At 67.4% G+C, this 25182-nt stretch carries 20 protein-coding genes and 1 tRNA gene; 18 read left to right on the plus strand and 3 right to left on the minus strand.

Features of this window, described 5'->3' with window-relative positions; translation table 11 throughout:
- Positions 1-177 precede the first annotated feature (177 nt).
- Complete coding sequence (locus tag ABZT93_RS01150; protein ID WP_356097105.1) at positions 178-1233, plus strand: UDP-N-acetylmuramate dehydrogenase; 1056 nt, start codon at positions 178-180, stop codon at positions 1231-1233.
- 35 nt (positions 1234-1268) lie between these two features.
- On the opposite strand, the gene ABZT93_RS01155 is transcribed toward ABZT93_RS01150, so the two are convergent.
- Positions 1269-1901, minus strand: a complete 633-nt coding sequence (locus ABZT93_RS01155; RefSeq protein WP_356097108.1) for an NAD(P)H-binding protein — start codon at positions 1899-1901, stop codon at positions 1269-1271.
- Positions 1902-2020: 119 nt separating this feature from the next.
- On the opposite strand from ABZT93_RS01155, the gene ABZT93_RS01160 reads away from it, so the two are divergent.
- Positions 2021-2638: a helix-turn-helix domain-containing protein gene (locus tag ABZT93_RS01160; protein ID WP_356097111.1), complete on the plus strand. Its 618-nt coding sequence runs from the start codon at positions 2021-2023 to the stop codon at positions 2636-2638.
- Positions 2639-2690: 52 nt separating this feature from the next.
- On the opposite strand, the gene ABZT93_RS01165 is transcribed toward ABZT93_RS01160, so the two are convergent.
- Together ABZT93_RS01165 and ABZT93_RS01170 are read right to left on the minus strand one after the other, a co-directional pair.
- Positions 2691-3731, minus strand: coding sequence for an adenosine deaminase (locus ABZT93_RS01165; protein ID WP_356097114.1), 1041 nt, complete (start codon positions 3729-3731; stop codon positions 2691-2693).
- 119 nt (positions 3732-3850) lie between these two features.
- The gene (locus ABZT93_RS01170; protein ID WP_356097117.1) at positions 3851-5077 is read right to left on the minus strand and encodes a pyridoxal phosphate-dependent aminotransferase; all 1227 of its coding nucleotides are present in this window, start codon (positions 5075-5077) and stop codon (positions 3851-3853) included.
- Between the two features lie 248 nt (positions 5078-5325).
- Here ABZT93_RS01170 and ABZT93_RS01175 point away from each other — a divergent pair.
- The 16 genes from ABZT93_RS01175 (at position 5326) to tuf (ending at position 25071) form a co-directional block, all read left to right on the plus strand.
- Positions 5326-5398: transfer RNA gene (locus ABZT93_RS01175), tRNA-Trp, on the plus strand.
- A gap of 108 nt (positions 5399-5506) precedes the next feature.
- The gene (gene secE, locus ABZT93_RS01180; protein WP_057607929.1) at positions 5507-5791 is read left to right on the plus strand and encodes a preprotein translocase subunit SecE; all 285 of its coding nucleotides are present in this window, start codon (positions 5507-5509) and stop codon (positions 5789-5791) included.
- 80 nt (positions 5792-5871) lie between these two features.
- Positions 5872-6726 (plus strand): transcription termination/antitermination protein NusG, encoded by an 855-nt coding sequence (gene nusG, locus ABZT93_RS01185; protein WP_356097120.1) that lies wholly within the window; start codon positions 5872-5874, stop codon positions 6724-6726.
- 166 nt (positions 6727-6892) lie between these two features.
- Entirely contained in the window at positions 6893-7327 is a 435-nt protein-coding gene (gene rplK / locus ABZT93_RS01190) for a 50S ribosomal protein L11 (RefSeq protein WP_019072313.1), read from the plus strand.
- An 86-nt stretch (positions 7328-7413) separates the two neighbouring features.
- Positions 7414-8139 carry a 50S ribosomal protein L1 gene (gene rplA, locus ABZT93_RS01195; protein ID WP_007384045.1) on the plus strand — a complete coding sequence of 242 codons (726 nt, stop codon included), beginning with the start codon at positions 7414-7416 and terminating at the stop codon, positions 8137-8139.
- Between the two features lie 113 nt (positions 8140-8252).
- Positions 8253-9095: a hypothetical protein gene (locus ABZT93_RS01200; protein ID WP_356097123.1), complete on the plus strand. Its 843-nt coding sequence runs from the start codon at positions 8253-8255 to the stop codon at positions 9093-9095.
- A gap of 91 nt (positions 9096-9186) precedes the next feature.
- A complete protein-coding gene (locus ABZT93_RS01205; protein ID WP_356097126.1) occupies positions 9187-10038 on the plus strand; it encodes an LppX_LprAFG lipoprotein in 852 nt (283 codons plus the stop codon).
- A gap of 285 nt (positions 10039-10323) precedes the next feature.
- Positions 10324-10854, plus strand: a complete 531-nt coding sequence (gene rplJ, locus ABZT93_RS01210) for a 50S ribosomal protein L10 (RefSeq protein WP_007384048.1) — start codon at positions 10324-10326, stop codon at positions 10852-10854.
- Between the two features lie 124 nt (positions 10855-10978).
- Entirely contained in the window at positions 10979-11362 is a 384-nt protein-coding gene (rplL, locus tag ABZT93_RS01215) for a 50S ribosomal protein L7/L12 (RefSeq protein ID WP_030039747.1), read from the plus strand.
- A 560-nt stretch (positions 11363-11922) separates the two neighbouring features.
- Positions 11923-15408, plus strand: a complete 3486-nt coding sequence (gene rpoB, locus ABZT93_RS01220; protein WP_356097130.1) for a DNA-directed RNA polymerase subunit beta — start codon at positions 11923-11925, stop codon at positions 15406-15408.
- A gap of 100 nt (positions 15409-15508) precedes the next feature.
- A complete protein-coding gene (locus ABZT93_RS01225) occupies positions 15509-19408 on the plus strand; it encodes a DNA-directed RNA polymerase subunit beta' (protein ID WP_356097133.1) in 3900 nt (1299 codons plus the stop codon).
- A 503-nt stretch (positions 19409-19911) separates the two neighbouring features.
- On the plus strand, positions 19912-20376 hold the full coding sequence (locus tag ABZT93_RS01230) for a DUF1707 and DUF4190 domain-containing protein (protein ID WP_356098391.1): 465 nt from the start codon (positions 19912-19914) through the stop codon (positions 20374-20376).
- Between the two features lie 336 nt (positions 20377-20712).
- The gene (gene rpsL / locus ABZT93_RS01235; RefSeq protein ID WP_003948652.1) at positions 20713-21084 is read left to right on the plus strand and encodes a 30S ribosomal protein S12; all 372 of its coding nucleotides are present in this window, start codon (positions 20713-20715) and stop codon (positions 21082-21084) included.
- A 2-nt stretch (positions 21085-21086) separates the two neighbouring features.
- Positions 21087-21557 carry a 30S ribosomal protein S7 gene (gene rpsG, locus ABZT93_RS01240; protein WP_007384059.1) on the plus strand — a complete coding sequence of 157 codons (471 nt, stop codon included), beginning with the start codon at positions 21087-21089 and terminating at the stop codon, positions 21555-21557.
- 39 nt (positions 21558-21596) lie between these two features.
- Positions 21597-23723 (plus strand): elongation factor G, encoded by a 2127-nt coding sequence (gene fusA / locus ABZT93_RS01245; protein WP_020118526.1) that lies wholly within the window; start codon positions 21597-21599, stop codon positions 23721-23723.
- A 154-nt stretch (positions 23724-23877) separates the two neighbouring features.
- Complete coding sequence (gene tuf, locus ABZT93_RS01250; RefSeq protein WP_164423757.1) at positions 23878-25071, plus strand: elongation factor Tu; 1194 nt, start codon at positions 23878-23880, stop codon at positions 25069-25071.
- Positions 25072-25182 lie beyond the last annotated feature (111 nt).

Here is a 25182-nt window from a genome sequence, read left to right on the forward strand (position 1 = left end):
GCCGGACCGAGGACGGATACCCCCCACCCCGGCCCCGACCCCACCACCGAACCGCATGCGCTACACGAGCCCCCACCGGAGGAGCAGCTGCGCCGCAGGCATCCAGGGGCGCGGGGAACTGCGCAAAACGCCCGCCCCCACCCAGCCGCACACGCCATCCCCCGTACGCTGTACCGCGTGCAGGTACGACACGACGCCCCCCTCGCCCCCCTGACCACCTTCCGCCTCGGCGGGCCCGCCACCCGGCTCGTCACCGCGGTGACCGACGCCGAGGTGATCGAGGTCGTCCGCGAGGCCGACGCCACCGGCACGCCTCTCCTCGTCATCGGCGGTGGGTCCAACCTCGTCATCGGCGACAAGGGCTTCGACGGCACCGCGCTCGTCATCGCCACCAAGGGCTTCGAGCTCACCGGCGCCCACCTCACCCTCGCCGCCGGCGAAGTATGGACGGACGCCGTCGCCCGCACGGTGGACGCCGGACTCGCCGGGATCGAGTGCCTCGCCGGCATCCCCGGCTCCGCGGGCGCGACCCCCATCCAGAACGTCGGGGCGTACGGCCAGGAGGTGTCCTCCACCATCACCGAGGTCATCGCCTACGACCGCCGCAGCGGCGAGACCGTCACCCTCACCAACGACGACTGCGCCTTCTCCTACCGCCACAGCCGCTTCAAGGAAGACCCCGCCCGCTACGTCGTCCTGCGCGTCCGCTTCGCCCTGGAGGACGCCGGCGGCCTCTCCGCGCCGATCAAGTACGCCGAGACCGCCCGCACCCTGGGCGTGGAACCCGGCGACCGCGTCCCCCTCACCGACGCCCGCGAGACCGTCCTGAAGCTGCGCGCCGGAAAGGGCATGGTCCTTGACCCTGCCGACCATGACACCTGGTCGGCAGGCTCCTTCTTCACCAACCCCATCCTCACGGCCACCCAGTTCGCGGAGTTCCACGCGCGCGTGAAGCACCACCTCGGCGAGGACGCCGTACCCCCCGCCTACCCCGCGGGCGACGGCCGCACCAAGACCTCCGCGGCCTGGCTCATCGACAAGGCCGGCTTCACCAAGGGGTACGGCACCGGCCCCGCCCGCATCTCCACCAAGCACACCCTGGCCCTCACCAACCGGGGTGACGCCACCACCGAGGACCTCCTCGCGCTGGCCCGGGAAGTCGTGGCGGGCGTACGCGACACCTTCGGGATCACGCTCGTCAACGAGCCGGTGACGGTGGGCGTCAGCCTGTAGCCGACAGGTCCGAGAGCGCCCGCCCGTCAACACCGTCAGTACGCCAGCCCAACCCCCTGCTTCACCACCCCGGCATCCCCGACCATCCCCAGCATCGCGTGCGCCACATCCGCCCGCGAGATGAACCGCCCCCGAGCCGGGAACCCCCCGGCCACCACGCGATACACCCCGGTCACTGGCTTGTCCTGAAGACGCGGAGGGCGCACGACCGTCCAGTCCGTACCGCTCGCCGCCAGCTCCGCCTCCATCTCGCTCAGGTCGGCGTAGACGTCCTTGAGCACGGCGGACACGAGACCCCGCATCCACCGGTCCACCGCCCCCTCGGCCACCGGCGCCGGCCCGACCGGCCCCGCGCTGACCGCCAGCACCCGTCGGACCTGCTCCGCCTCCATCGCGGCCAGCACGACGCGGGTCAGCCGCGCCGCGACCCCGGCGTCCTTGCGGGCGCGCGGCCCGAGCCCGGACAGCACCGCGTCCCTCCCGGCCACGGCGGGCCGCAGCACCTCCGGGTCGGTGAGGTCCGCACGGACCACCTCCAGCCGTGCGCCCGTGACGGTCAGCCGGGCAGGATCCCGTACGACCGCCGTGACCTCATGGCCCGCCGCCAGGCCCTGTCCGACCAGCTCGCGCCCTATGCCCCCGGTGGCACCGAAAACCGTGAGTTTCATGGGTACTCCCGTACTCGAAGGAGGTGGGTGAGTATTCACTCACCTCTGCCTCCCTCTAGAGTGGGTAAGTACTCACCCACCCGTCAAGCCCGCCACCCGATCCAAGGGGACCGAACAACATGGAGCCCAAGCCCGGCCCGGCCCGCGTGCGCATCCTCGACGCCGCCCATGAGCTGATGCTCACCGTGGGGCTGGCGCGTGCCACGACCAAGGAGATCGCGAAGGCGGCAGGCTGCTCCGAGGCGGCGCTGTACAAGTACTTCGCCAGCAAGGAGGAGGTGTTCATCCGTGTCCTCGCGGAACGCCTCCCGAAGCTGGCCCCCCTGCTGCACGCCCTTGCCGCCGAGCCGGGCCGCCACACCCTGGAGGAGAACCTCACCGAGATCGCCCGCCAGGCCGCCCTCTTCTACGAGCAGAGCTTTCCGATCGCCGCCTCGCTGTACGCCGAGACCCAGCTCAAGCGGCGCCACGACGACGCGATGCGCGAGATGGAGTCCGGCCCGCACAAGCCGATCGAGTGGCTCGACGCCTACCTCCGGGCCGAGCAGGCCATAGGCCGGGTCGCCCCCACCGCCGACACCTTCGCCGCGGCCTCCCTGCTCCTGGGCGCCTGCGCGCAACGGGCGTTCGCCTACGACGCCACACAGGACGGCGTACGGCCGCCGGTGGAGGAGTTCGCCGCCCGGCTGGCCCGGACCCTCCTGGGCGGAATCTCGGCAGCGGGGGAATCGGCGTGACCGCACCGGCCCTCATGGAACACCGCGTCGTGTCCCAAGGTCCTGGTCTGCTTCAAGAGACCGGGCCGCTGAGCCAGTCGTCCACCCCCGACAGCAGCTTGGTCTTCACGTCCTCCGGCGCCGCCGAGGCCCGTACCGACTGCCGGGCCAGTTCCGCCAGTTCCGCGTCCGAGAAGCCGTGCCACCGTCGCGCGAACTCGTACTGCGCGGCCAGCCGGGAGCCGAACAGCAGCGGGTCGTCCGCGCCCAGCGCCATCGGCACGCCGGCCTCGAACAGCTTGCGCAGCGGCACGTCCTCGGGCTTCTCGTACACCCCGAGAGCCACGTTCGACGCCGGGCACACCTCGCACGTCACCTGCCGGTCCGCCAGCCGCTTCAGCAGCCGGGGGTCGTCCGCCGCGCGCACCCCGTGCCCGATCCGGTTCGCCTCCAGGTCGTCGAGGCAGTCCCGTACCGACGACGGACCGGCCAGCTCGCCGCCGTGCGGTGCCGACAGCAGCCCGCCCTCGCGCGCGATGTGGAAGGCCCGGTCGAAGTCCCGTGCCATGCCCCGGCGTTCGTCGTTCGAGAGCCCGAAGCCGACCACTCCCTTGTCCGCGTAGCGCACCGCCAGCCGGGCCAGCGTGCGCGCGTCCAGGGGATGCTTCATGCGGTTAGCGGCGACCAGCACCCGCATCCCGAGCCCGGTCTCGCGCGAGGTCGTCTCCACCGCGTCCAGGATGATCTCCAGCGCCGGGATCAGCCCGCCGAGCCGGGGCGCGTACGACGTCGGGTCGACCTGGATCTCCAGCCACCCCGAGCCGTCGCGGACGTCCTCCTCGGCGGCCTCGCGCACCAGCCGCCGGATGTCCTCGGGCTCCCTGAGGCACGAGCGGGCCGCGTCGTACAGCCGCTGGAACCGGAACCAGCCCCGCTCGTCCGTCGCCCGCAGCTTGGGCGGCTCCCCGCTGGTCAGCGCGTCGACCAGCGCCTCGGGCAGTCGCACGCCGTACTTGTCGGCCAGTTCCAGAACCGTCCCCGGCCGCATCGAGCCGGTGAAGTGCAGGTGCAGATGGGCTTTCGGCAGATCAGAGACATCACGTACACGCTCCATCCCAGGATCCTGCCGTACGCCACCGCCGTCCCGGTACCGCTTTCCCCTTTAGTGGTCTTGCTCGCACAAAAAAAGGGGCACCTCCTCACGTGAGGAGGTGCCCCTTTCCCACGGCGACCTCAGTCGCGGGCCTCCGCCAGCAGCTTCTGGATCCGCGAGACACCCTCGACGAGATCCTCGTCACCCAGCGCGTAGGACAGCCGCAGATAGCCCGGCGTGCCGAAGGCCTCGCCCGGGACGACCGCGACCTCGGCCTCCTCCAGGATCAGCGCGGCCAGCTCGACCGTGTCCTGCGGGCGCTTGCCGCGGATCTCCTTGCCGAGCAGGGCCTTGACCGAGGGGTAGGCGTAGAAGGCGCCCTCGGGCTCCGGGCAGAGCACGCCCTCGATCTCGTTGAGCATGCGGACGATCGTCTTGCGCCGGCGGTCGAAGGCCGTGCGCATCTCCGCCACCGCGTCGAGGTTGCCGGAGACCGCGGCGAGGGCGGCGACCTGGGCGACGTTCGACACGTTGGACGTGGCGTGCGACTGGAGGTTGGTCGCGGCCTTGACGACGTCCTTCGGGCCGATGATCCAGCCCACCCGCCAGCCCGTCATGGCGTACGTCTTCGCCACACCGTTGACGACGACGCACTTGTCGCGCAGCTCGGGCAGGAGCGCGGGCAGCGAGGTGAACTTCGCGTCGCCGTAGACGAGGTGCTCGTAGATCTCGTCCGTCAGCACCCACAGGCCGTGGTCGACGGCCCAGCGGCCGATCGCCTCGGCGTCGGCCTGGCTGTAGACGGCGCCGGTCGGGTTGGAGGGGGAGACGAAGAGGACGACCTTCGTCTTCTCGGTGCGGGCCGCCTCCAGCTGCTCGACGGAGACCCGGTAGCCGGTCGTCTCGTCGGCGACCACCTCCACCGGGACACCGCCGGCCAGCCGGATCGACTCCGGGTAGGTCGTCCAGTACGGCGCCGGGACGATGACCTCGTCGCCCGGGTCGAGGATCGCGGCGAAGGCCTCGTAGATCGCCTGCTTGCCGCCGTTGGTCACCAGGATCTGGGACGGGTCGACCTCGTAGCCGGAGTCGCGCAGCGTCTTCGCGGCGATCGCGGCCTTCAGCTCGGGCAGACCGCCGGCCGGGGTGTAGCGGTGGTACTTCGGGTTCGAGCAGGCCTCGATCGCGGCCTGGACGATGTAGTCCGGGGTCGGGAAGTCCGGTTCACCGGCGCCGAAGCCGATCACCGGCCGCCCCGCGGCCTTGAGGGCCTTGGCCTTGGCGTCCACGGCGAGGGTGGCGGACTCGGAGATCGCGCCGACTCGGGCGGAGACCCGGCGCTCGGTGGGAGGGATTGCAGCGCTCATGGGACCCATCGTTCCAGACCGGAAACTCCCCCGGCACACGGGTTTCACAGACTGAACAACGGCTGAACAACCGTCCGGATTCGTTCCGCACGCTGGGCGATCTTCCGTCTCCAAGACCCGTACGGGCGCTTTCTGTTCGACGAGGGGCCGCGGACCACGTACACTCTCACCTCGTTGGCCTTCAGCAGCCCGCCCAGCCGGTGCACACCGAGCACCCGGTCGGATGCGGTACGTTGGGGGACGCACAAAGGGTCGTAGCTCAATTGGTAGAGCACCGGTCTCCAAAACCGGCGGTTGGGGGTTCAAGTCCCTCCGGCCCTGCTACACACACCGTCGCCAGGATGTGTGCGCATGTACGTACAGCAATGCACCGCCGTGCGGCTCCAACCGGGCGCGGCACGGCCACGACCCGGGAACAGGTGAGGACGAATGGCGGACGCCGTGGGCTCCATTGATACGCCTGATGCCCAGGATGAGGCGCCGGAGTCCAAGAAGACCCGTAAGGGCGGTAAGCGTGCCAAGAAGGGCCCGCTGAAGCGTCTCGCGCTCTTCTACCGGCAGATCGTCGCAGAGCTCCGCAAGGTCGTCTGGCCGTCGCGGAACCAGCTGACGACGTACACGACCGTGGTGATCGTCTTCGTCCTCGTCATGATCGGCCTGGTGACCGTGATTGACTATGGACTCAACCACGCCGCCAAGTACGTATTCGGCTGAGCACAGAGCGAAGGGCGCCGCGGTTACCGGCGCCCCTTTTCGCATGTTCCACCCCTTGTATCCAGGAAGAAGCAGCCACCGTGTCTGACCAGAACCTGAACGACGCCATCGAGCCCGACGAGTCTGTCGACGACGAGCTCGACATCGTCGAGGGCGCGGACGAGGACCTGGACGAGGTCGAGGCTGCCGACGCCGAGGCGGGCGAGCCCGCCGAGGAAGCCGCGCTGCACACCGAGGACGAGGTCGAGTCCGGCGGCGACGTCGAGGCCGTCGAGGACGAGGAAGAGGCGGAAGCCGAGGAGGAGCCGGCCGAGCCGGTCGATCCCGTCGCCGCCCTGCGCGAGGAACTGCGGACCCTTCCCGGCGAGTGGTATGTCATCCACACCTACGCCGGTTACGAGAACCGCGTGAAGACCAACCTCGAGCAGCGCGCCGTCTCGCTGAACGTCGAGGACTACATCTTCCAGGCCGAGGTGCCGCAGGAAGAGGTCGTCCAGATCAAGAACGGCGACCGCAAGACGATCCGCCAGAACAAGCTTCCCGGCTACGTTCTCGTCCGCATGGACCTGACGAACGAGTCCTGGGGCGTCGTCCGCAACACCCCCGGCGTCACCGGCTTCGTGGGCAACGCCTACGACCCGTATCCGCTGACCCTGGACGAGATCGTCAAGATGCTCGCCCCGGAGGCCGAGGAGAAGGCCGCCCGCGAGGCCGCCGAGGCCGAGGGCAAGCCGGTTCCGGCCCGCAAGGTCGAGGTCCAGGTCCTGGACTTCGAGGTCGGCGACTCGGTCACCGTCACCGACGGCCCGTTCGCCACGCTGCAGGCCACGATCAACGAGATCAACGCCGACTCCAAGAAGGTCAAGGGCCTCGTCGAGATCTTCGGCCGCGAGACCCCGGTCGAGCTGAGCTTCGACCAGATCCAGAAGAACTGACGTCTTCCGGACAGAGCTTCCGACCAGGTCAGGCGGGCTGTCACAGCTCGTCTGACCTGCTCGGTTTTTGGCCGCGCATCTATACCCGCTATCGTTGTGCGGTATGCCTGCGTTCGGGTGGTCCCCGTAGGCAGGCAGGACCCGAATCGAAAGGACCCGGAGAGCTATGCCTCCCAAGAAGAAGAAGGTCACGGGGCTCATCAAGCTCCAGATCAACGCCGGCGCGGCGAACCCGGCTCCGCCGGTCGGCCCCGCGCTCGGTCAGCACGGCGTCAACATCATGGAGTTCTGCAAGGCCTACAACGCCGCGACCGAGTCGCAGCGTGGCTGGGTGATCCCGGTGGAGATCACGGTCTACGAGGACCGCTCCTTCACCTTCGTCACCAAGACGCCGCCGGCCGCGAAGATGATCCTCAAGGCCGCGGGTGTCGAGAAGGGCTCGGGCGAGCCGCACAAGACCAAGGTCGCGAAGATCACCCAGGCGCAGGTCCGCGAGATCGCCACGACCAAGCTCCCCGACCTGAACGCCAACGACCTGGACGCCGCGTCGAAGATCATCGCCGGCACCGCCCGTTCCATGGGCATCACGGTCGAGGGCTGAGCCCCAACCCCCGTACACCACAAGCAGAAGTGGCAGGGCCTGCTCGGCCCGTACCACGACTCCTTTCAGAACACACAGGAGCAGTTGTGAGCAAGCGCAGCAAGGCCCTTCGCGCTGCGGACGAGAAGATCGACCGGGAGAAGCTGTACGCCCCGCTCGAGGCCGTCCGTCTCGCCAAGGAGACCTCCACGTCGAAGTTCGACGGCACCGTCGAGGTCGCCTTCCGTCTGGGTGTAGACCCGCGCAAGGCCGACCAGATGGTCCGTGGCACCGTGAACCTCCCGCACGGCACCGGTAAGACCGCCCGGGTCCTGGTCTTCGCGACCGGTGACCGTGCCGAGGCCGCTCGTGCCGCGGGCGCCGACATCGTCGGCGCCGACGAGCTCATCGACGAGGTGTCGAAGGGCCGTCTGGACTTCGACGCCGTCGTCGCCACCCCGGACCTCATGGGCAAGGTCGGCCGCCTCGGCCGCGTGCTCGGTCCGCGTGGTCTCATGCCGAACCCCAAGACCGGCACCGTCACCCCCGATGTCACCAAGGCTGTCAACGACATCAAGGGCGGCAAGATCGAGTTCCGCGTCGACAAGCACTCGAACCTGCACTTCATCATCGGCAAGACGTCGTTCGACGACACCAAGCTGGTGGAGAACTACGGCGCGGCGCTGGAGGAGATCCTCCGTCTGAAGCCGTCCGCCGCCAAGGGTCGCTACATCAAGAAGGCCGCCATCAGCACCACGATGGGCCCCGGCATTCCGCTCGACTCCAACCGCACCCGCAACCTCCTCGTCGAGGAGGACCCGGCCGCGGTCTGAGACACCGGCAGGTTCCCGGGCCCCGCACCTTTCGAGGTGCGGGGCCCGTTCCCATGTGCGGGGACTGTGCGCTGAGTTAGCGTGCGAGCAGGGCACTTGCACCAGGGGGACGCATGAAGAGGACGACGGTCTGGCTCACCACGGCCGCCGCACTGGCGGGACTCGCCGCCTGTACGTCCTCCGGCTCCTCCGACCGGCCGGAGCAGGAGAAACAGCCGGCCTCGGCCCGCGTCTCCCTCACGGCCCTGCGCACCGCCGAGCGCTCCACCGAGCGGGCCGGCACCGCCCGGGTGAGATCCACCACCGTGATGGGCACCCAGCTGTCCCTCACCGCGGACGGCGCCCTCGCCTGGCGCGACGGCCTCTCCGGCGCCCTCACCATCACCTACACCGGCGGCACCGCGGCCGAGGCGATGCGCGGCCTCGGCGTCACCTCCATGCGGGCCCGCTACCTCTCCGACGCCTACTACGCGCGCATGGGCGACACCTTCGCCGCGAAGACGGGCGGCAAGCACTGGCTCAGGTACGCCTACGACGACCTGAAGGCCCTCGGCGGGGGCGCCGCCCTCGCCGACCAGATGCGCTCCACCACCCCCGGCCAGTCGGTGCGGCTGCTGCTGGACTCCGACGACGTGCGTGAGCTCGGCCGGGAGACCGTGGACGGCCGGAGCACCACGCACTACGCCGGCACCGTGGATGTCGAGGACGTCACCGACGCTGGACTCCGCCGGCGCCTCCAGGACGCCGACGTCACCGCCGAGACCGTCGACATCTGGATCAACGAGAAGAACCTGCTGGTCAAGAAGGTCGAGCGGACCACCACGGCGAGCGGCAGGGTGACCCAGACCGCCCACTACAGCGACTACGGCGTCAAGGTCGCCGTACGGAGGCCGCCGGCCGCCGACACCGAGGACTTCAAGAACCTCCTGTCACGGTCGAGCACCAACCCCACCTGAGCCGCGGGGAATTCACGGCCCCCTCGCGCCCCGCTCGGATAAGCTCGCGGTCTTGCTGTGAATCGACCATGTGTTCCTTGGGGGGAATCTAATGGCTATTTCTGTACGACGTTCCGCGCACCGCCGGGCCATCGGCGCCGGCCTCGCCGCCGTGGCCCTCGCCGCGGGTGCGGTGAGCTGTTCCAAGGGGGGCGAGGAGTCGCCGAAGATGACGCCCGCGGCGGCTATCGCCAAGGCGGCGAAGAACACCGAGGAGATCACCTCCTTCCACTACCGCATGAAGGGCGAGATGCCCGGCCAGGGGCAGGTCAAGGCCGAGGCCGCCATGCGGACCAAGCCCGACATCGCGATGAGCATGAAGATGACCGCGGACGGCGAGGGTTCCGCGGAGATCCGGCTCGTCGACAAGGCCATGTACATCGGGGGCAACGCCGACATGGCCAAGGAGATGGACGGCAAGAAGTGGATGAAGTTCGACCTGTCCTCGCTCGGCAAGGACGGGGACCTCGGGGCCACCGCGCCCGGCGCCGGCCAGGCCGACCAGAACCCGGCCTCCATGTCCTCCTTCCTCAACGGCGCCAAGAACGTGAAGAAGGTCGGCACCGAGACCGTCGACGGCGTCAAGACCACCCACTACTCGGGCGACGTCACCCTGGCCGAGCTCAAGGCATCCTTCAAGGACGCCGACAAGTCGGTCCGTGAGCAGCGCGAGAAGAGCACCGAGCAGCTCGAGAAGCTGGGCCTGGACAAGTTCACGATGGACATGTGGGTCGACGGCGAGGAGCACGCCAAGCAGTTCCGCATGCAGGGCGACGCCGACAAGGGCAAGTTCGACATGACCTTCACCTTCCTCGACTACAACAAGCCGGTGACCGTCACGGCGCCGCCCGCCGGGGAGACCGCTGACCTGGCCGAGATGATGAAGGAGCTCCAGAGCAGCTGAGCGCCGTAGGGCCGGATTTGCTTGACAGGGATCCGGTCACGTACGCTCCTACAGAAGCCAAAGACCGCTGGTCGTTGCCGTGTCCTCGCAAGAGGGGGCGGTGGCCGAAGGATCCGCTGAAAACTGCGGACGACCCGCGCAGGTGACTGTGGATATGCTCCCGGAACACGTGCCTTGTGCAGGTGATTGCGGTCGAGCTACGCCCCGTGCGCCTGCGCCGGGGCGTTTCGTTTTGTGCAGCCCCTTCTGAGCGGTCCTCATCACCCGGAAGGAGGCCGACGCTCTATGGCAAGGCCCGACAAGGCTGCCGCGGTAGCCGAGCTGACGGAGCAGTTCCGCAGCTCGAACGCCGCCGTGCTGACCGAGTACCGGGGTCTCACCGTGGCGCAGCTCAAGACGCTGCGTCGTTCGCTCGGTGAAGACGCCCAGTACGCCGTGGTGAAGAACACGCTGACCAAGATCGCGGCCAACGAGGCCGGGATCTCGACGCTCGACGACCTGTTCAACGGTCCGACGGCGGTTGCCTTCATCACCGGTGACCCGGTGACGTCGGCGAAGGGTCTTCGTGACTTCGCCAAGGACAACCCGAACCTCGTCATCAAGGGCGGTGTCCTTGACGGCAAGGCGCTGTCCGCCGACGAGATCAAGAAGCTTGCGGACCTCGAGTCCCGCGAGGTTCTGCTCGCCAAGCTGGCGGGTGCCTTCAAGGGCAAGCAGACTCAGGCTGCTCAGGTCTTCCAGGCGCTTCCGTCGAAGCTCGTCCGCACCGTGGACGCGCTTCGTGCCAAGCAGGACGAGCAGGGCGGTGCCGAGTAACTCGGCTCGCATCATGACCGCCGCCTGAGGCAGTCCGCCCCAGGAAGCGGTCGTAGCGGGCCGAACGTACGCCCGCCAGACATGTACATCGGCACCAGCCGAATTAGTGGAAGGATCGCCCCTCATGGCGAAGCTCAGCCAGGAAGACCTGCTCGCGCAGTTCGAGGAGATGACCCTCATCGAGCTCTCCGAGTTCGTGAAGGCCTTCGAGGAGAAGTTCGACGTCACCGCCGCCGCGGCCGTCGCCGTCGCGGGCCCGGCCCAGGGTGGCCCGGCCGCCCCGGTCGAGGAGGAGAAGGACGAGTTCGACGTCATCCTCACCGGTGCCGGCGACAAGAAGATCCAGGTCATCAAGGTCGTGCGTGAGCTGACCTCCCTGGGTCTGAAGGAGGCCAAGGACCTCGTGGACGGCGCCCCGAAGCCCGTTCTCGAGAAGGTCGCCAAGGACGCCGCCGAGAAGGCCGCCGAGTCCCTCAAGGGCGCCGGCGCCTCCGTCGAGGTCAAGTAACACCTCACAGGCCTTTTCGATCGGCCTGTAACGCGCAAGCACCGAAGAGCGATCATCCATCCGGGTGGTCGCTCTTCGTCGTTCCTGGAGGCGCGGTCACGGTTACCGTGCGGCCTTGAGGGCGAGGGGTATGGTGATCTTCGTCGTGTCTCCCGGAACCCATGGTTCGGGCAGGGGGGCCTTGACGAACCGCACGCAGCGCGCAATTCTCAGGACGCGTCGCCAGAACGGTCCGAATCCGAGGCATGGATCGGCGACGAAGAGGGCAGTATCAACGTGCGTTGAGGGCAGCATGCCGAGGACGTTGAGGGCAGCGAGAGTTTTTGAAGACTGGGCAGAAAAGCAGGGCTGGACATCAGTGCGCCAAGTGGCTACACTGACCCTTTGCGCTGCCTGTTAGCTGTCCCCTGCCCGTCACCAGGGGTCTGCCCTCGCCTCAGCATCGACGACCGGACCATCTCCGAGCTGGCCTTTTGGCCACATCGGAGAGACCTGTCTCTGTGCCGCGGAGAGGGCCCGGGGAGCGCGTAGTGAGTCCGAGCCCTCGGAAGGACCCCCTCTTGGCCGCCTCGCGCACTGCCTCGACCGCGAATACGAACAACGCCGCCAGCACCGCCCCGCTGCGCATCTCTTTTGCAAAGATCAAGGAGCCTCTCGAGGTTCCCAACCTGCTCGCGCTGCAGACCGAGAGCTTTGACTGGCTGCTCGGGAACACCGCCTGGCAGAGTCGGGTCGAGGAGGCTCTGGAGTCTGGTCAGGACGTCCCCACCAAGTCCGGTCTGGAGGAGATCTTCGAGGAGATCTCCCCGATCGAGGACTTCTCCGGGTCGATGTCGCTGACGTTCCGCGACCACCGTTTCGAGCCGCCGAAGAACAGCATCGACGAGTGCAAGGACCGCGACTTCACCTACGCGGCCCCGCTCTTCGTGACGGCCGAGTTCACCAACAACGAGACCGGCGAGATCAAGTCCCAGACGGTCTTCATGGGCGACTTCCCGCTCATGACCCACAAGGGCACCTTCGTCATCAACGGCACCGAGCGTGTCGTGGTGTCGCAGCTGGTCCGCTCGCCGGGTGTCTACTTCGACTCCTCCATCGACAAGACGTCCGACAAGGACATCTTCTCCGCCAAGATCATCCCGTCCCGGGGTGCCTGGCTGGAGATGGAGATCGACAAGCGCGACATGGTCGGTGTCCGCATCGACCGCAAGCGCAAGCAGTCCGTCACCGTTCTCCTGAAGGCTCTCGGCTGGACCACCGAGCAGATCCTCGAGGAGTTCGGCGAGTACGAGTCGATGCGCGCCACCCTGGAGAAGGACCACACCCAGGGCCAGGACGACGCGCTGCTCGACATCTACCGCAAGCTGCGTCCGGGCGAGCCCCCCACGCGTGAGGCCGCGCAGACGCTTCTTGAGAACCTGTACTTCAACCCGAAGCGTTACGACCTCGCCAAGGTCGGCCGCTACAAGGTCAACAAGAAGCTGGGTGCGGAGGCTCCGCTCGACGCGGGCATCCTGACCGTCGAGGACATCATCTCGACGATCAAGTACCTGGTGAAGCTGCACGCGGGCGAGACCGAGACGGTCGGCGACAGCGGCACGAACATCGTCGTCGAGACCGACGACATCGACCACTTCGGCAACCGTCGTCTGCGCAGCGTCGGCGAGCTCATCCAGAACCAGGTCCGCACGGGTCTGGCTCGTATGGAGCGCGTCGTCCGTGAGCGCATGACGACCCAGGACGTCGAGGCGATCACGCCGCAGACCCTGATCAACATCCGGCCGGTCGTCGCCTCCATCAAGGAGTTCTTCGGCACCAGCCAGCTGTCGCAGTTCATGGACCAGAACAACCCGCTGTCGGGTCTCACCCACAAGCGCCGTCTGTCGGCTCTTGGCCCGGGTGGTCTCTCCCGTGAGCGGGCCGGCTTCGAGGTCCGTGACGTGCACCCGTCCCACTACGGACGCATGTGCCCGATCGAGACGCCCGAAGGCCCGAACATCGGTCTGATCGGTTCGCTCGCCTCCTACGGCCGCGTCAACGCGTTCGGTTTCGTGGAGACGCCGTACCGCAAGGTCGTCGAGGGCCAGGTCACCGACGAGGTCGACTACCTGACGGCCGACGAGGAGGACCGCTTCGTCATCGCGCAGGCCAACGCCACGCTCAGCGAGGACATGCGGTTCGAGGAGTCCCGGGTCCTGGTCCGCCGTCGTGGCGGCGAGGTCGACTACGTCCCCGGTGACGACGTCGACTACATGGACGTCTCGCCGCGCCAGATGGTGTCGGTCGCGACCGCCATGATCCCGTTCCTCGAGCACGACGACGCCAACCGCGCCCTCATGGGCGCGAACATGATGCGTCAGGCCGTGCCCCTCATCAAGAGCGAGGCCCCGCTCGTCGGCACCGGCATGGAGTACCGCTCCGCCGTCGATGCCGGTGACGTGGTCAAGGCCGAGAAGGCGGGTGTGGTCCAGGAGGTCTCCGCGGACTACATCACCACCGCCAACGACGACGGCACGTACATCACGTACCGCCTGGCCAAGTTCGCCCGCTCCAACCAGGGCACCTCGGTCAACCAGAAGGTCATCGTCAACGAGGGCGACCGGATCATCGAGGGCCAGGTCCTGGCCGACGGTCCGGCCACCGAGAACGGCGAGATGGCGCTGGGCAAGAACCTGCTCGTGGCGTTCATGCCGTGGGAGGGTCACAACTACGAGGACGCGATCATCCTGTCGCAGCGCCTCGTGCAGGACGACGTCCTCTCCTCGATCCACATCGAGGAGCACGAGGTCGACGCCCGTGACACCAAGCTCGGCCCCGAGGAGATCACCCGGGACATCCCGAACGTCTCCGAGGAGGTCCTCGCCGACCTCGACGAGCGCGGCATCATCCGTATCGGTGCCGAGGTCGTCGCCGGTGACATCCTCGTCGGCAAGGTCACGCCCAAGGGTGAGACCGAGCTGACGCCGGAGGAGCGCCTGCTCCGTGCGATCTTCGGTGAGAAGGCCCGTGAGGTCCGTGACACCTCGCTGAAGGTGCCGCACGGCGAGATCGGCAAGGTCATCGGCGTCCGCGTCTTCGACCGTGAAGAGGGCGACGAGCTGCCGCCGGGCGTGAACCAGCTGGTTCGGGTCTACGTGGCGCAGAAGCGCAAGATCACGGACGGTGACAAGCTCGCCGGCCGGCACGGCAACAAGGGTGTCATCTCCAAGATCCTGCCCATCGAGGACATGCCGTTCCTCGAGGACGGGACCCCGGTCGACATCATCCTCAACCCGCTGGGCGTGCCGTCCCGAATGAACCCGGGACAGGTCCTGGAGATCCACCTCGGCTGGCTCGCCAGCCGCGGCTGGGACGTCTCCGGCCTCGGCGAGGACTGGGCGAAGCGCCTGCAGGTCATCGGTGCCGACCAGGTCGACCCGGGCACCAACGTCGCCACCCCCGTCTTCGACGGTGCGCGTGAGGACGAGCTCGCGGGTCTGCTGCAGCACACCATCCCGAACCGCGACGGTGAGCGCATGGTGCAGCCCACCGGTAAGGCGAGGATGTTCGACGGCCGCTCCGGCGAGCCGTTCCCGGAGCCGATCTCGGTCGGCTACATGTACATCCTCAAGCTCCACCACCTGGTCGACGACAAGCTCCACGCCCGTTCGACCGGTCCGTACTCGATGATCACCCAGCAGCCGCTGGGTGGTAAGGCCCAGTTCGGTGGCCAGCGCTTCGGTGAGATGGAGGTGTGGGCGCTGGAGGCATACGGCGCCGCGTACGCCCTCCAGGAGCTGCTGACCATCAAGTCCGACGACGTCACCGGCCGCGTGAAGGTCTACGAGGCCATCGTCAAGGGCGAGAACATCCCCGAGCCCGGCATCCCCGAGTCCTTCAAGGTGCTCATCAAGGAGATGCAGTCCCTGTGCCTCAACGTGGAGGTGCTGTCCTCGGACGGCATGTCCATCGAGATGCGCGACACCGACGAGGACGTCTTCCGCGCGGCGGAAGAGCTCGGCATCGACCTGTCCCGGCGCGAGCCGAGCAGCGTCGAAGAGGTCTGACGGGAGTCCGGTCGGAGGTACCGGTGAGGAACCTCCGGCCGGCCCCAGGACCCCCGTTTCAGACCCCAAGACTTACAACCCTGAGAGGGATTGACGCATAGTGCTCGACGTCAACTTCTTCGATGAGCTCCGGATCGGCCTGGCCACCGCCGACGACATCCGTCAGTGGAGCCACGGCGAGGTCAAGAAGCCCGAGACGATCAACTACCGCACGCTCAAGCCGGAAAAGGACGGACTCTTCTGCGAGAAGATCTTCGGTCCGACCCGGGACTGGGAGTGCTACTGCGGCAAGTACAAGCGTGTCCGGTTCAAGGGCATCATCTGTGAGCGCTGCGGCGTCGAGGTCACTCGCGCCAAGGTGCGCCGTGAGCGGATGGGCCACATCGAACTGGCCGCCCCCGTCACGCACATCTGGTACTTCAAGGGTGTCCCGTCGCGTCTGGGCTACCTGCTCGACCTGGCGCCCAAGGACCTCGAGAAGGTCATCTACTTCGCGGCGTACATGATCACGTACGTCGACGAGGAGCGCCGCACGCGTGACCTGCCCTCCCTGGAGGCGCACGTCTCCGTGGAGCGTCAGCAGGTCGAGAACCGTCGTGACGCCGACCTCGAGGCCCGCGCCAAGAAGCTGGAAAGCGACCTGGCCGAGCTGGAGGCCGAGGGTGCCAAGGCCGACGTGCGCCGCAAGGTGCGCGAGGGTGCCGAGCGTGAGATGAAGCAGCTGCGCGACCGTGCGCAGCGCGAGATCGACCGTCTCGACGAGGTGTGGACCCGCTTCAAGAACCTCAAGGTCCAGGACCTCGAGGGCGACGAGCTCCTCTACCGCGAGCTGCGTGACCGCTTCGGCACGTACTTCGACGGTTCGATGGGTGCCGCGGCGCTGCAGAAGCGCCTGGAGTCCTTCGACCTCGACGAGGAGGCCGAGCGTCTCCGCGAGATCATCCGCACCGGCAAGGGTCAGAAGAAGACCCGTGCGCTGAAGCGGCTGAAGGTCGTGTCTGCCTTCCTGCAGACCTCCAACAGCCCCAAGGGCATGGTTCTCGACTGCGTCCCGGTCATCCCGCCGGACCTTCGCCCGATGGTGCAGCTGGACGGTGGCCGCTTCGCGACCTCCGACCTGAACGACCTGTACCGCCGTGTGATCAACCGCAACAACCGTCTGAAGAGGCTTCTCGACCTCGGCGCGCCCGAGATCATCGTCAACAACGAGAAGCGCATGCTTCAGGAGGCTGTTGACGCCCTCTTCGACAACGGTCGTCGTGGTCGCCCGGTCACCGGTCCCGGTAACCGCCCGCTGAAGTCCCTCAGCGACATGCTGAAGGGCAAGCAGGGTCGATTCCGTCAGAACCTGCTCGGCAAGCGTGTGGACTACTCCGCGCGTTCCGTGATCGTCGTCGGTCCGCAGCTGAAGCTGCACCAGTGCGGTCTGCCGAAGGCGATGGCGCTGGAGCTGTTCAAGCCGTTCGTGATGAAGCGCCTGGTCGACCTGAACCACGCGCAGAACATCAAGAGCGCCAAGCGCATGGTGGAGCGCGGCCGCACGGTCGTGTACGACGTCCTCGAAGAGGTCATCGCCGAGCACCCGGTGCTGCTGAACCGTGCTCCCACCCTGCACCGCCTCGGCATCCAGGCCTTCGAGCCGCAGCTGGTCGAGGGCAAGGCCATCCAGATCCACCCGCTCGTCTGCACCGCGTTCAACGCGGACTTCGACGGTGACCAGATGGCCGTCCACCTGCCGCTCTCCGCGGAGGCGCAGGCCGAGGCCCGCATCCTGATGCTGTCCTCGAACAACATCCTCAAGCCCGCCGACGGCCGTCCGGTGACGATGCCGACCCAGGACATGGTCCTCGGTCTGTTCTTCCTCACCACCGACGGTGAACTGCGTGACACCAAGGGCGAGGGCCGCGCGTTCGGCTCCACGGCCGAGGCGATCATGGCGTTCGACGCCGGCGAGCTGGCGCTCCAGTCGCAGATCGACATCCGCTTCCCGGTGGGTACCATCCCGCCGCGTGGCTGGACGCCGCCTGCGCAGGAGGAGGGCGAGCCGGAGTGGCAGCAGGGGGACACCTTCCGCCTGCGTACCACCCTGGGCCGCGCGCTCTTCAACGAGCTGCTGCCCGAGGACTACCCGTTCGTCGACTACTCGGTGGGCAAGAAGCAGCTCTCCGAGATCGTCAACGACCTGGCCGAGCGCTACCCCAAGGTCATCGTGGCGGCGACGCTCGACAACCTGAAGGCGGCGGGCTTCTACTGGGCGACCCGTTCCGGTGTCACCGTGGCCATCTCCGACGTCGTCGTTCCCGAGGCGAAGAAGGAGATCGTCAAGGGTTACGAGGCGCAGGACGAGAAGGTCCAGAAGCAGTACGAGCGCGGTCTGATCACCAAGGAAGAGCGCACTCAGGAGCTCATCGCGATCTGGACCAAGGCGACCAACGAGGTTGCCGAGGCGATGAACGCGAACTTCCCCAAGACGAACCCCATCTTCATGATGGTTGACTCGGGTGCCCGAGGAAACATGATGCAGATGCGGCAGATCGCCGGTATGCGTGGTCTGGTGTCGAACGCGAAGAACGAGACCATCCCGCGTCCGATCAAGGCGTCCTTCCGTGAGGGCCTGTCCGTGCTGGAGTACTTCATCTCCACGCACGGTGCCCGTAAGGGTCTGGCGGACACCGCCCTGCGTACCGCCGACTCGGGTTACCTGACCCGTCGTCTGGTGGACGTCTCCCAGGACGTCATCATCCGCGAGGAGGACTGCGGCACCGACCGTGGCCTCAAGCTCAACATCGCGGAGGTCGGCGCGGACGGCGTGCTGCGCAAGGCGGACGACGTCGAGACCAGCGTGTACGCACGTGCGCTGGCCGAGGACATCACCGTCGACGGCAAGGTGCTGGCCCCGGCCAACACCGACCTCGGCGACGTCCTCATCGACGAGCTCGTCAAGCACGGTGTCTCCCAGGTCAAGACCCGCTCGGTCCTGACCTGCGAGTCCGCCGTCGGCACCTGCGCCATGTGCTACGGCCGCTCGCTGGCCACCGGCAAGCTGGTCGACATCGGTGAGGCGGTCGGCATCATCGCCGCCCAGTCCATCGGTGAGCCCGGTACCCAGCTGACGATGCGTACCTTCCACACCGGTGGTGTGGCCGGTGACGACATCACCCAGGGTCTGCCGCGTGTCGTCGAGCTCTTCGAGGCCCGTACCCCGAAGGGTGTCGCCCCGATCTCCGAGGCCCAGGGCCGCGTGCGGATCGAGGAGACCGAGAAGACCAAGAAGATCGTCATCACGCCGGACGACGGCAGCGACGAGACGGCGTTCCCGATCTCGAAGCGCGCCCGTCTCCTGGTCAGCGAGGGCGAGCACGTCGAGGTGGGCCAGAAGCTCACCGTGGGTGCCACCAACCCGCACGACGTGCTGCGCATCCTGGGCCAGCGTGCCGTCCAGGTCCACCTGGTCGGCGAGGTCCAGAAGGTCTACAACTCGCAGGGTGTGTCGATCCACGACAAGCACATCGAGATCATCATCCGGCAGATGCTGCGCCGAGTGACGATCATCGAGTCCGGCGACGCCGAGCTGCTGCCCGGCGAGCTGGTCGAGCGCTCGAAGTTCGAGACCGAGAACCGTCGTGTGGTCCAGGAGGGCGGTCACCCGGCCTCCGGTCGTCCGCAGCTGATGGGTATCACCAAGGCCTCGCTGGCGACGGAATCCTGGCTGTCGGCCGCCTCCTTCCAGGAGACGACCCGAGTCCTGACGGACGCGGCGATCAACGCCAAGTCCGACAGCCTCATCGGCCTCAAGGAGAACGTCATCATCGGTAAGCTCATCCCGGCCGGTACGGGCCTGTCCCGCTACCGCAACATCCGGGTGGAGCCGACCGAGGAGGCCAAGGCCGCGATGTACTCGGCCGTCGGCTACGACGACATCGACTACTCGCCGTTCGGCACGGGGTCCGGCCAGGCTGTTCCGCTGGAGGACTACGACTACGGGCCGTACAACCAGTAAGCACGTAGCTCGAGTCGGAGGGCGGTCACCTTTTGGGTGGCCGCCCTTCGGCGTGCTCGCGTGTGGTTCTCCGGCGCCCCGAGGGGTAAGGCGGGTCTGGGCCTCCCCCTCACGCCCGCATGCCCTCAGGGAGGCTCCTACGGCATCCAGAGGCGGTCGGCCCGACAGCGGGCGCCCGCCAACCGGCCGCCGTGGCCGACACGCCGTCGCCGGGTGGCGGTGGGTGGGCCGGCGCTGGGCCAGGCGGGCGTTTCCGGTCGGGGATGCGGGAACCTGTCCCGGTATCGCAGCGTTGGAGCATCATGGAGGCATTCGACTGCCCAGGGGGTGCTCCTGTGTCGCAACCGTCGTGGCAAGCGTGGCAGGACAAGGACGAGTCGCCGTCAGGGCCGGGCATGGACGGCCCGGCAGCGGGGTCCTGGTCCGGCGCGAGCGCCCCCGTCGCCCGGCCCTGGCCCGGATACGCCGCCCCGCAGCCCGTCGCCCACCCCGGTGCCTCCGCCATGCTCGCCTCCCACGCCGACCGAGAGCGGGCCGTAGATGTGCTGCGGGCCGGGTACGGGGAGGGGCGGCTGGAGAAGGGGGAGTTCGACAAGCGGGTGGAGCGGGCGTACGGCGCACGTACCGTGGGGGAGCTGGCGCTGCTCGTCGCCGATCTGCCGCTCGGGCCGGTGCCGCAGCCGGCGCCCCTCACCGCCGTACCGCGGACGTTCCTGCCCGCCCCGCGGCCGCGGGCGAACGGAAAGGCGGTCGGAGCCGCCGTGTGCGGGCTGCTGTGTGTGCCGACCTTCGGGTTCACCGGGATTCCGGCGGTGATCCTCGGGCACGCGGCGCGGGCGGAGATGGAGCGGACGGGAGAGGGCGGCGACGGGCTCGCGCTGACCGGGCTGGTGTTCGGCTGGCTGTCGATCGCCGCGTGGTCGGTGGTGATGACGCTGCTGATCGCGGTGGGTCTCGCCTCCGGGTGAGCGGCGCGGGAAGACGCTTCGCGCGTGTGTGCGGCATGTGAAATCGAAGATCGTCCACGGCGTTGGGGCTTGACATCGCCCCCTCCGCGATGGTGTCGCCGTCCATCTGTTTTGACCGCAGCGAATGAGCTGGGTACGCTCAGACCTTGTGCCTGGGGTGTGCCCTGGCTCCCGTGCGTGCCTTGAACCGCACTAGGGGGGCCGTGAGCGGCCACCGTAATCTGCGCCCTTTTCGCCTCGCGGCGGGAGTCCGCCGGATTCGACACACCCGACCGCGTGGGTCGGCGAGTGTTTCAGGTTAGCTTCACCATTCGGCACACAGAAACCGGAGAAGTAGTGCCTACGATCCAGCAGCTGGTCCGGAAGGGCCGGCAGGACAAGGTCGAGAAGAACAAGACGCCCGCGCTCGAGGGTTCGCCCCAGCGCCGTGGCGTCTGCACGCGTGTGTTCACGACCACCCCGAAGAAGCCGAACTCGGCCCTGCGTAAGGTCGCGCGTGTGCGTCTGACCAGCGGGATCGAGGTCACTGCTTACATTCCGGGTGAGGGACACAACCTGCAGGAGCACTCCATCGTGCTCGTGCGCGGCGGCCGTGTGAAGGACCTGCCCGGTGTTCGCTACAAGATCATCCGTGGTTCGCTCGACACCCAGGGTGTCAAGAACCGCAAGCAGGCCCGCAGCCGCTACGGCGCCAAGAAGGAGAAGTAAGAATGCCTCGTAAGGGCCCCGCCCCGAAGCGCCCGGTCATCATCGACCCGGTCTACGGCTCTCCTCTTGTCACCTCCCTGATCAACAAGGTGCTGCTGAACGGCAAGCGCTCCACCGCCGAGCGCATCGTGTACGGCGCCATGGAGGGCCTGCGCGAGAAGACCAGCAACGACCCGGTCATCACGCTGAAGCGCGCGCTGGAGAACATCAAGCCCACGCTTGAGGTCAAGTCCCGCCGTGTCGGTGGCGCCACCTACCAGGTGCCGGTCGAGGTCAAGCCCGGCCGCGCCAACACGCTGGCGCTGCGCTGGCTGGTCGGTTACTCCCGCGCCCGTCGCGAGAAGACCATGACCGAGCGTCTGCTCAACGAGCTTCTCGACGCTTCGAACGGCCTCGGTGCGGCCGTCAAGAAGCGCGAGGACACCCACAAGATGGCCGAGTCCAACAAGGCCTTCGCGCACTACCGCTGGTAGTCGCAGACCCCATCGAGACCGAGAGAAGACTGAAGCCTTATGGCTACCACTTCACTTGACCTGGCCAAGGTCCGCAACATCGGGATCATGGCCCACATCGACGCGGGCAAGACGACCACCACCGAGCGGATCCTCTTCTACACCGGCGTCAGCTACAAGATCGGTGAGGTCCACGACGGCGCCGCCACCATGGACTGGATGGAGCAGGAGCAGGAGCGTGGCATCACGATCACCTCTGCTGCCACCACCTGTCACTGGCCGCTCGAGGACGACGACTACACGATCAACATCATCGACACCCCCGGGCACGTCGACTTCACGGTCGAGGTGGAGCGTTCGCTCCGCGTCCTCGACGGTGCCGTCACGGTGTTCGACGGTGTCGCGGGTGTCGAGCCGCAGTCCGAGACGGTGTGGCGTCAGGCCGACCGTTACGGCGTGCCGCGCATCTGCTTCGTGAACAAGCTGGACCGTACCGGCGCCGAGTTCCACCGCTGTGTGGACATGATCTCGGACCGTCTGGGCGCCGTCCCGCTCGTCATGCAGCTGCCGATCGGCGCCGAGATGGACTTCAAGGGCGTAGTGGACCTGGTCCGCATGAAGGCGCTCGTGTGGTCCGCCGAGGCGGCGAAGGGCGAGATGTACGACGTCGTCGACATCCCGGCCACGCACACCGAGGCTGCCGAGGAGTACCGCGGCAAGCTGGTCGAGGCCGTCGCGGAGAACGACGACGAGATCATGGAGCTGTTCCTGGAGGGCCAGGAGCCCACCGAGGAGCAGCTGTACGCCGCGATCCGTCGTATCACCATCGCGTCCGGCAAGTCCGACGGCGTCACCGTCACCCCGGTGTTCTGCGGGACCGCGTTCAAGAACAAGGGCGTCCAGCCCCTGCTCGACGCGGTCGTGCGCTACCTGCCGACCCCGCTCGACGTCGAGGCCATCGAGGGCCACGACGTCAAGGACCCCGAGGTCGTTGTCAAGCGCAAGCCGTCCGACGACGAGCCGCTGTCCGCGCTGGCGTTCAAGATCATGAGCGACCCGCACCTGGGCAAGCTCACCTTCGTCCGGATCTACTCCGGTCGCCTGGAGTCCGGCTCCGCGGTGCTGAACTCCGTCAAGGGCAAGAAGGAGCGCATCGGCAAGATCTACCGCATGCACGCGAACAAGCGTGAGGAGATCGAGTCGGTGGGCGCCGGCGACATCGTCGCCGTCATGGGCCTCAAGCAGACCACCACCGGTGAGACGCTGAGCGACGACAAGAACCCGGTCATCCTGGAGTCCATGGACTTCCCGGCGCCGGTGATCCAGGTCGCCATCGAGCCCAAGTCCAAGGGTGACCAGGAGAAGCTGGGTGTCGCCATCCAGCGTCTCGCGGAGGAGGACCCCTCCTTCCAGGTCCACTCGGACGAGGAGACCGGCCAGACCATCATCGGTGGTATGGGCGAGCTGCACCTCGAGGTGCTGGTCGACCGTATGCGCCGTGAGTTCAAGGTCGAGGCCAACGTCGGCAAGCCGCAGGTCGCCTACCGTGAGACGATCCGCAAGGCCGTCGAGCGCGTCGACTACACGCACAAGAAGCAGACTGGTGGAACCGGCCAGTTCGCCAAGGTGCAGATCGCGATCGAGCCGATCGAGAGCGGCGACGCCTCGTACGAGTTCGTGAACAAGGTGACCGGTGGCCGTATCCCGAAGGAGTACATCCCTTCGGTGGACGCCGGTGCGCAGGAGGCCATGCAGTTCGGCATCCTCGCCGGGTACGAGATGACGGGCGTTCGCGTCACGCTTCTCGACGGTGCCTACCACGAGGTCGACTCCTCCGAGCTCGCGTTCAAGATCGCCGGCTCGCAGGCCTTCAAGGAGGCCGCGCGCAAGGCAAGCCCCGTGCTGCTCGAGCCGATGATGGCCGTTGAGGTCACCACGCCCGAGGACTACATGGGTGAGGTCATCGGCGACATCAACTCCCGCCGTGGTCAGATCCAGGCCATGGAGGAGCGGGCCGGTGCCCGCGTCGTGAAGGGCCTCGTGCCCCTCTCGGAGATGTTCGGCTACGTCGGAGACCTCCGCAGCAAGACGTCGGGTCGCGCAAGCTACTCGATGCAGTTCGACTCCTACGCCGAGGTTCCGCGGAACGTCGCCGAGGAGATCATCGCGAAGGCCAAGGGCGAGTAACGCACCGCGTTCGCACGCTTTAGGCTTGACTCCGGAGCCCGGAGGGGCATTCACCCGCGTTTGTGGGAGAGTGCCCCCGGGCCGAGGCTTTCCAGCAAAGATCACCTGGCGCCGATGAAGCAAGGCGTTCAGAACCACTCCACAGGAGGACCCCGTGGCGAAGGCGAAGTTCGAGCGGACTAAGCCCCACGTCAACATCGGCACCATCGGTCACATCGACCACGGTAAGACGACCCTTACGGCCGCCATTACCAAGGTGCTGCACGACGCGTACCCGGACCTGAACGAGGCCTCGGCCTTCGACCAGATCGACAAGGCTCCCGAGGAGCGCCAGCGCGGTATCACCATCTCGATCGCGCACGTCGAGTACCAGACCGAGACGCGTCACTACGCCCACGTCGACTGCCCCGGTCACGCGGACTACATCAAGAACATGATCACGGGTGCGGCGCAGATGGACGGCGCCATCCTCGTGGTCGCCGCCACCGACGGCCCGATGCCGCAGACCAAGGAGCACGTGCTCCTGGCCCGCCAGGTCGGCGTCCCCTACATCGTCGTCGCCCTGAACAAGGCCGACATGGTGGACGACGAGGAGATCCTGGAGCTCGTCGAGCTCGAGGTTCGCGAGCTGCTCTCCGAGTACGAGTTCCCGGGCGACGACCTTCCGGTCGTCAAGGTCTCGGCGCTCAAGGCCCTTGAGGGCGACAAGGAGTGGGGCCAGACCGTCCTCGACCTGATGAAGGCCGTCGACGAGTCGATCCCGCAGCCCGAGCGTGACGTCGACAAGCCGTTCCTGATGCCGATCGAGGACGTCTTCACGATCACCGGTCGTGGCACCGTCGTCACCGGTCGTATCGAGCGTGGTGTCCTCAAGGTCAACGAGACCGTCGACATCATCGGCATCAAGACCGAGAAGACCACCACCACGGTCACCGGCATCGAGATGTTCCGCAAGCTGCTCGACGAGGGCCAGGCCGGTGAGAACGTCGGTCTGCTCCTCCGCGGCATCAAGCGCGAGGACGTCGAGCGCGGCCAGGTCATCATCAAGCCGGGTTCGGTCACGCCGCACACCCAGTTCGAGGCCCAGGCCTACATCCTGTCCAAGGACGAGGGTGGCCGCCACACGCCGTTCTTCAACAACTACCGTCCGCAGTTCTACTTCCGGACGACGGACGTGACCGGCGTGGTGACCCTCCCCGAGGGCACCGAGATGGTCATGCCGGGTGACAACACCGAGATGAAGGTGGAGCTCATCCAGCCCGTCGCCATGGAAGAGGGCCTGAAGTTCGCCATCCGTGAGGGTGGCCGGACGGTCGGCGCCGGCCAGGTCACCAAGATCACCGCCTGATCTTGACCTGACAGGTCTCCGAGACCCGTAGGTCTCTGAAGGGGCCCGTACGACTTCGGTCGTACGGGCCCCTTCGCCTTGCGCGCGGGGTTGCATGCGGGGCGGGTGAAG

This window comes from Streptomyces sp. NPDC005303, from assembly GCF_040607335.1.
In the GTDB taxonomy this organism is placed as follows: domain Bacteria; phylum Actinomycetota; class Actinomycetes; order Streptomycetales; family Streptomycetaceae; genus Streptomyces.

Coding starts and splice junctions, on each gene's coding strand:
- ABZT93_RS01155 (WP_356097108.1), bottom strand. CDS start 1,901: ATGAAACTCACGGTTTTCGGTGCCACCGGGGGCATAGGGCGCGAGCTG.
- ABZT93_RS01160 (WP_356097111.1), top strand. CDS start 2,021: ATGGAGCCCAAGCCCGGCCCGGCCCGCGTGCGCATCCTCGACGCCGCC.
- ABZT93_RS01165 (WP_356097114.1), bottom strand. CDS start 3,731: ATGGAGCGTGTACGTGATGTCTCTGATCTGCCGAAAGCCCATCTGCAC.
- ABZT93_RS01170 (WP_356097117.1), bottom strand. CDS start 5,077: ATGAGCGCTGCAATCCCTCCCACCGAGCGCCGGGTCTCCGCCCGAGTC.
- secE (WP_057607929.1), top strand. CDS start 5,507: ATGGCGGACGCCGTGGGCTCCATTGATACGCCTGATGCCCAGGATGAG.
- rplK (WP_019072313.1), top strand. CDS start 6,893: ATGCCTCCCAAGAAGAAGAAGGTCACGGGGCTCATCAAGCTCCAGATC.
- ABZT93_RS01200 (WP_356097123.1), top strand. CDS start 8,253: ATGAAGAGGACGACGGTCTGGCTCACCACGGCCGCCGCACTGGCGGGA.
- ABZT93_RS01205 (WP_356097126.1), top strand. CDS start 9,187: ATGGCTATTTCTGTACGACGTTCCGCGCACCGCCGGGCCATCGGCGCC.
- rplJ (WP_007384048.1), top strand. CDS start 10,324: ATGGCAAGGCCCGACAAGGCTGCCGCGGTAGCCGAGCTGACGGAGCAG.
- rplL (WP_030039747.1), top strand. CDS start 10,979: ATGGCGAAGCTCAGCCAGGAAGACCTGCTCGCGCAGTTCGAGGAGATG.
- ABZT93_RS01230 (WP_356098391.1), top strand. CDS start 19,912: ATGCTCGCCTCCCACGCCGACCGAGAGCGGGCCGTAGATGTGCTGCGG.
- rpsG (WP_007384059.1), top strand. CDS start 21,087: ATGCCTCGTAAGGGCCCCGCCCCGAAGCGCCCGGTCATCATCGACCCG.
- fusA (WP_020118526.1), top strand. CDS start 21,597: ATGGCTACCACTTCACTTGACCTGGCCAAGGTCCGCAACATCGGGATC.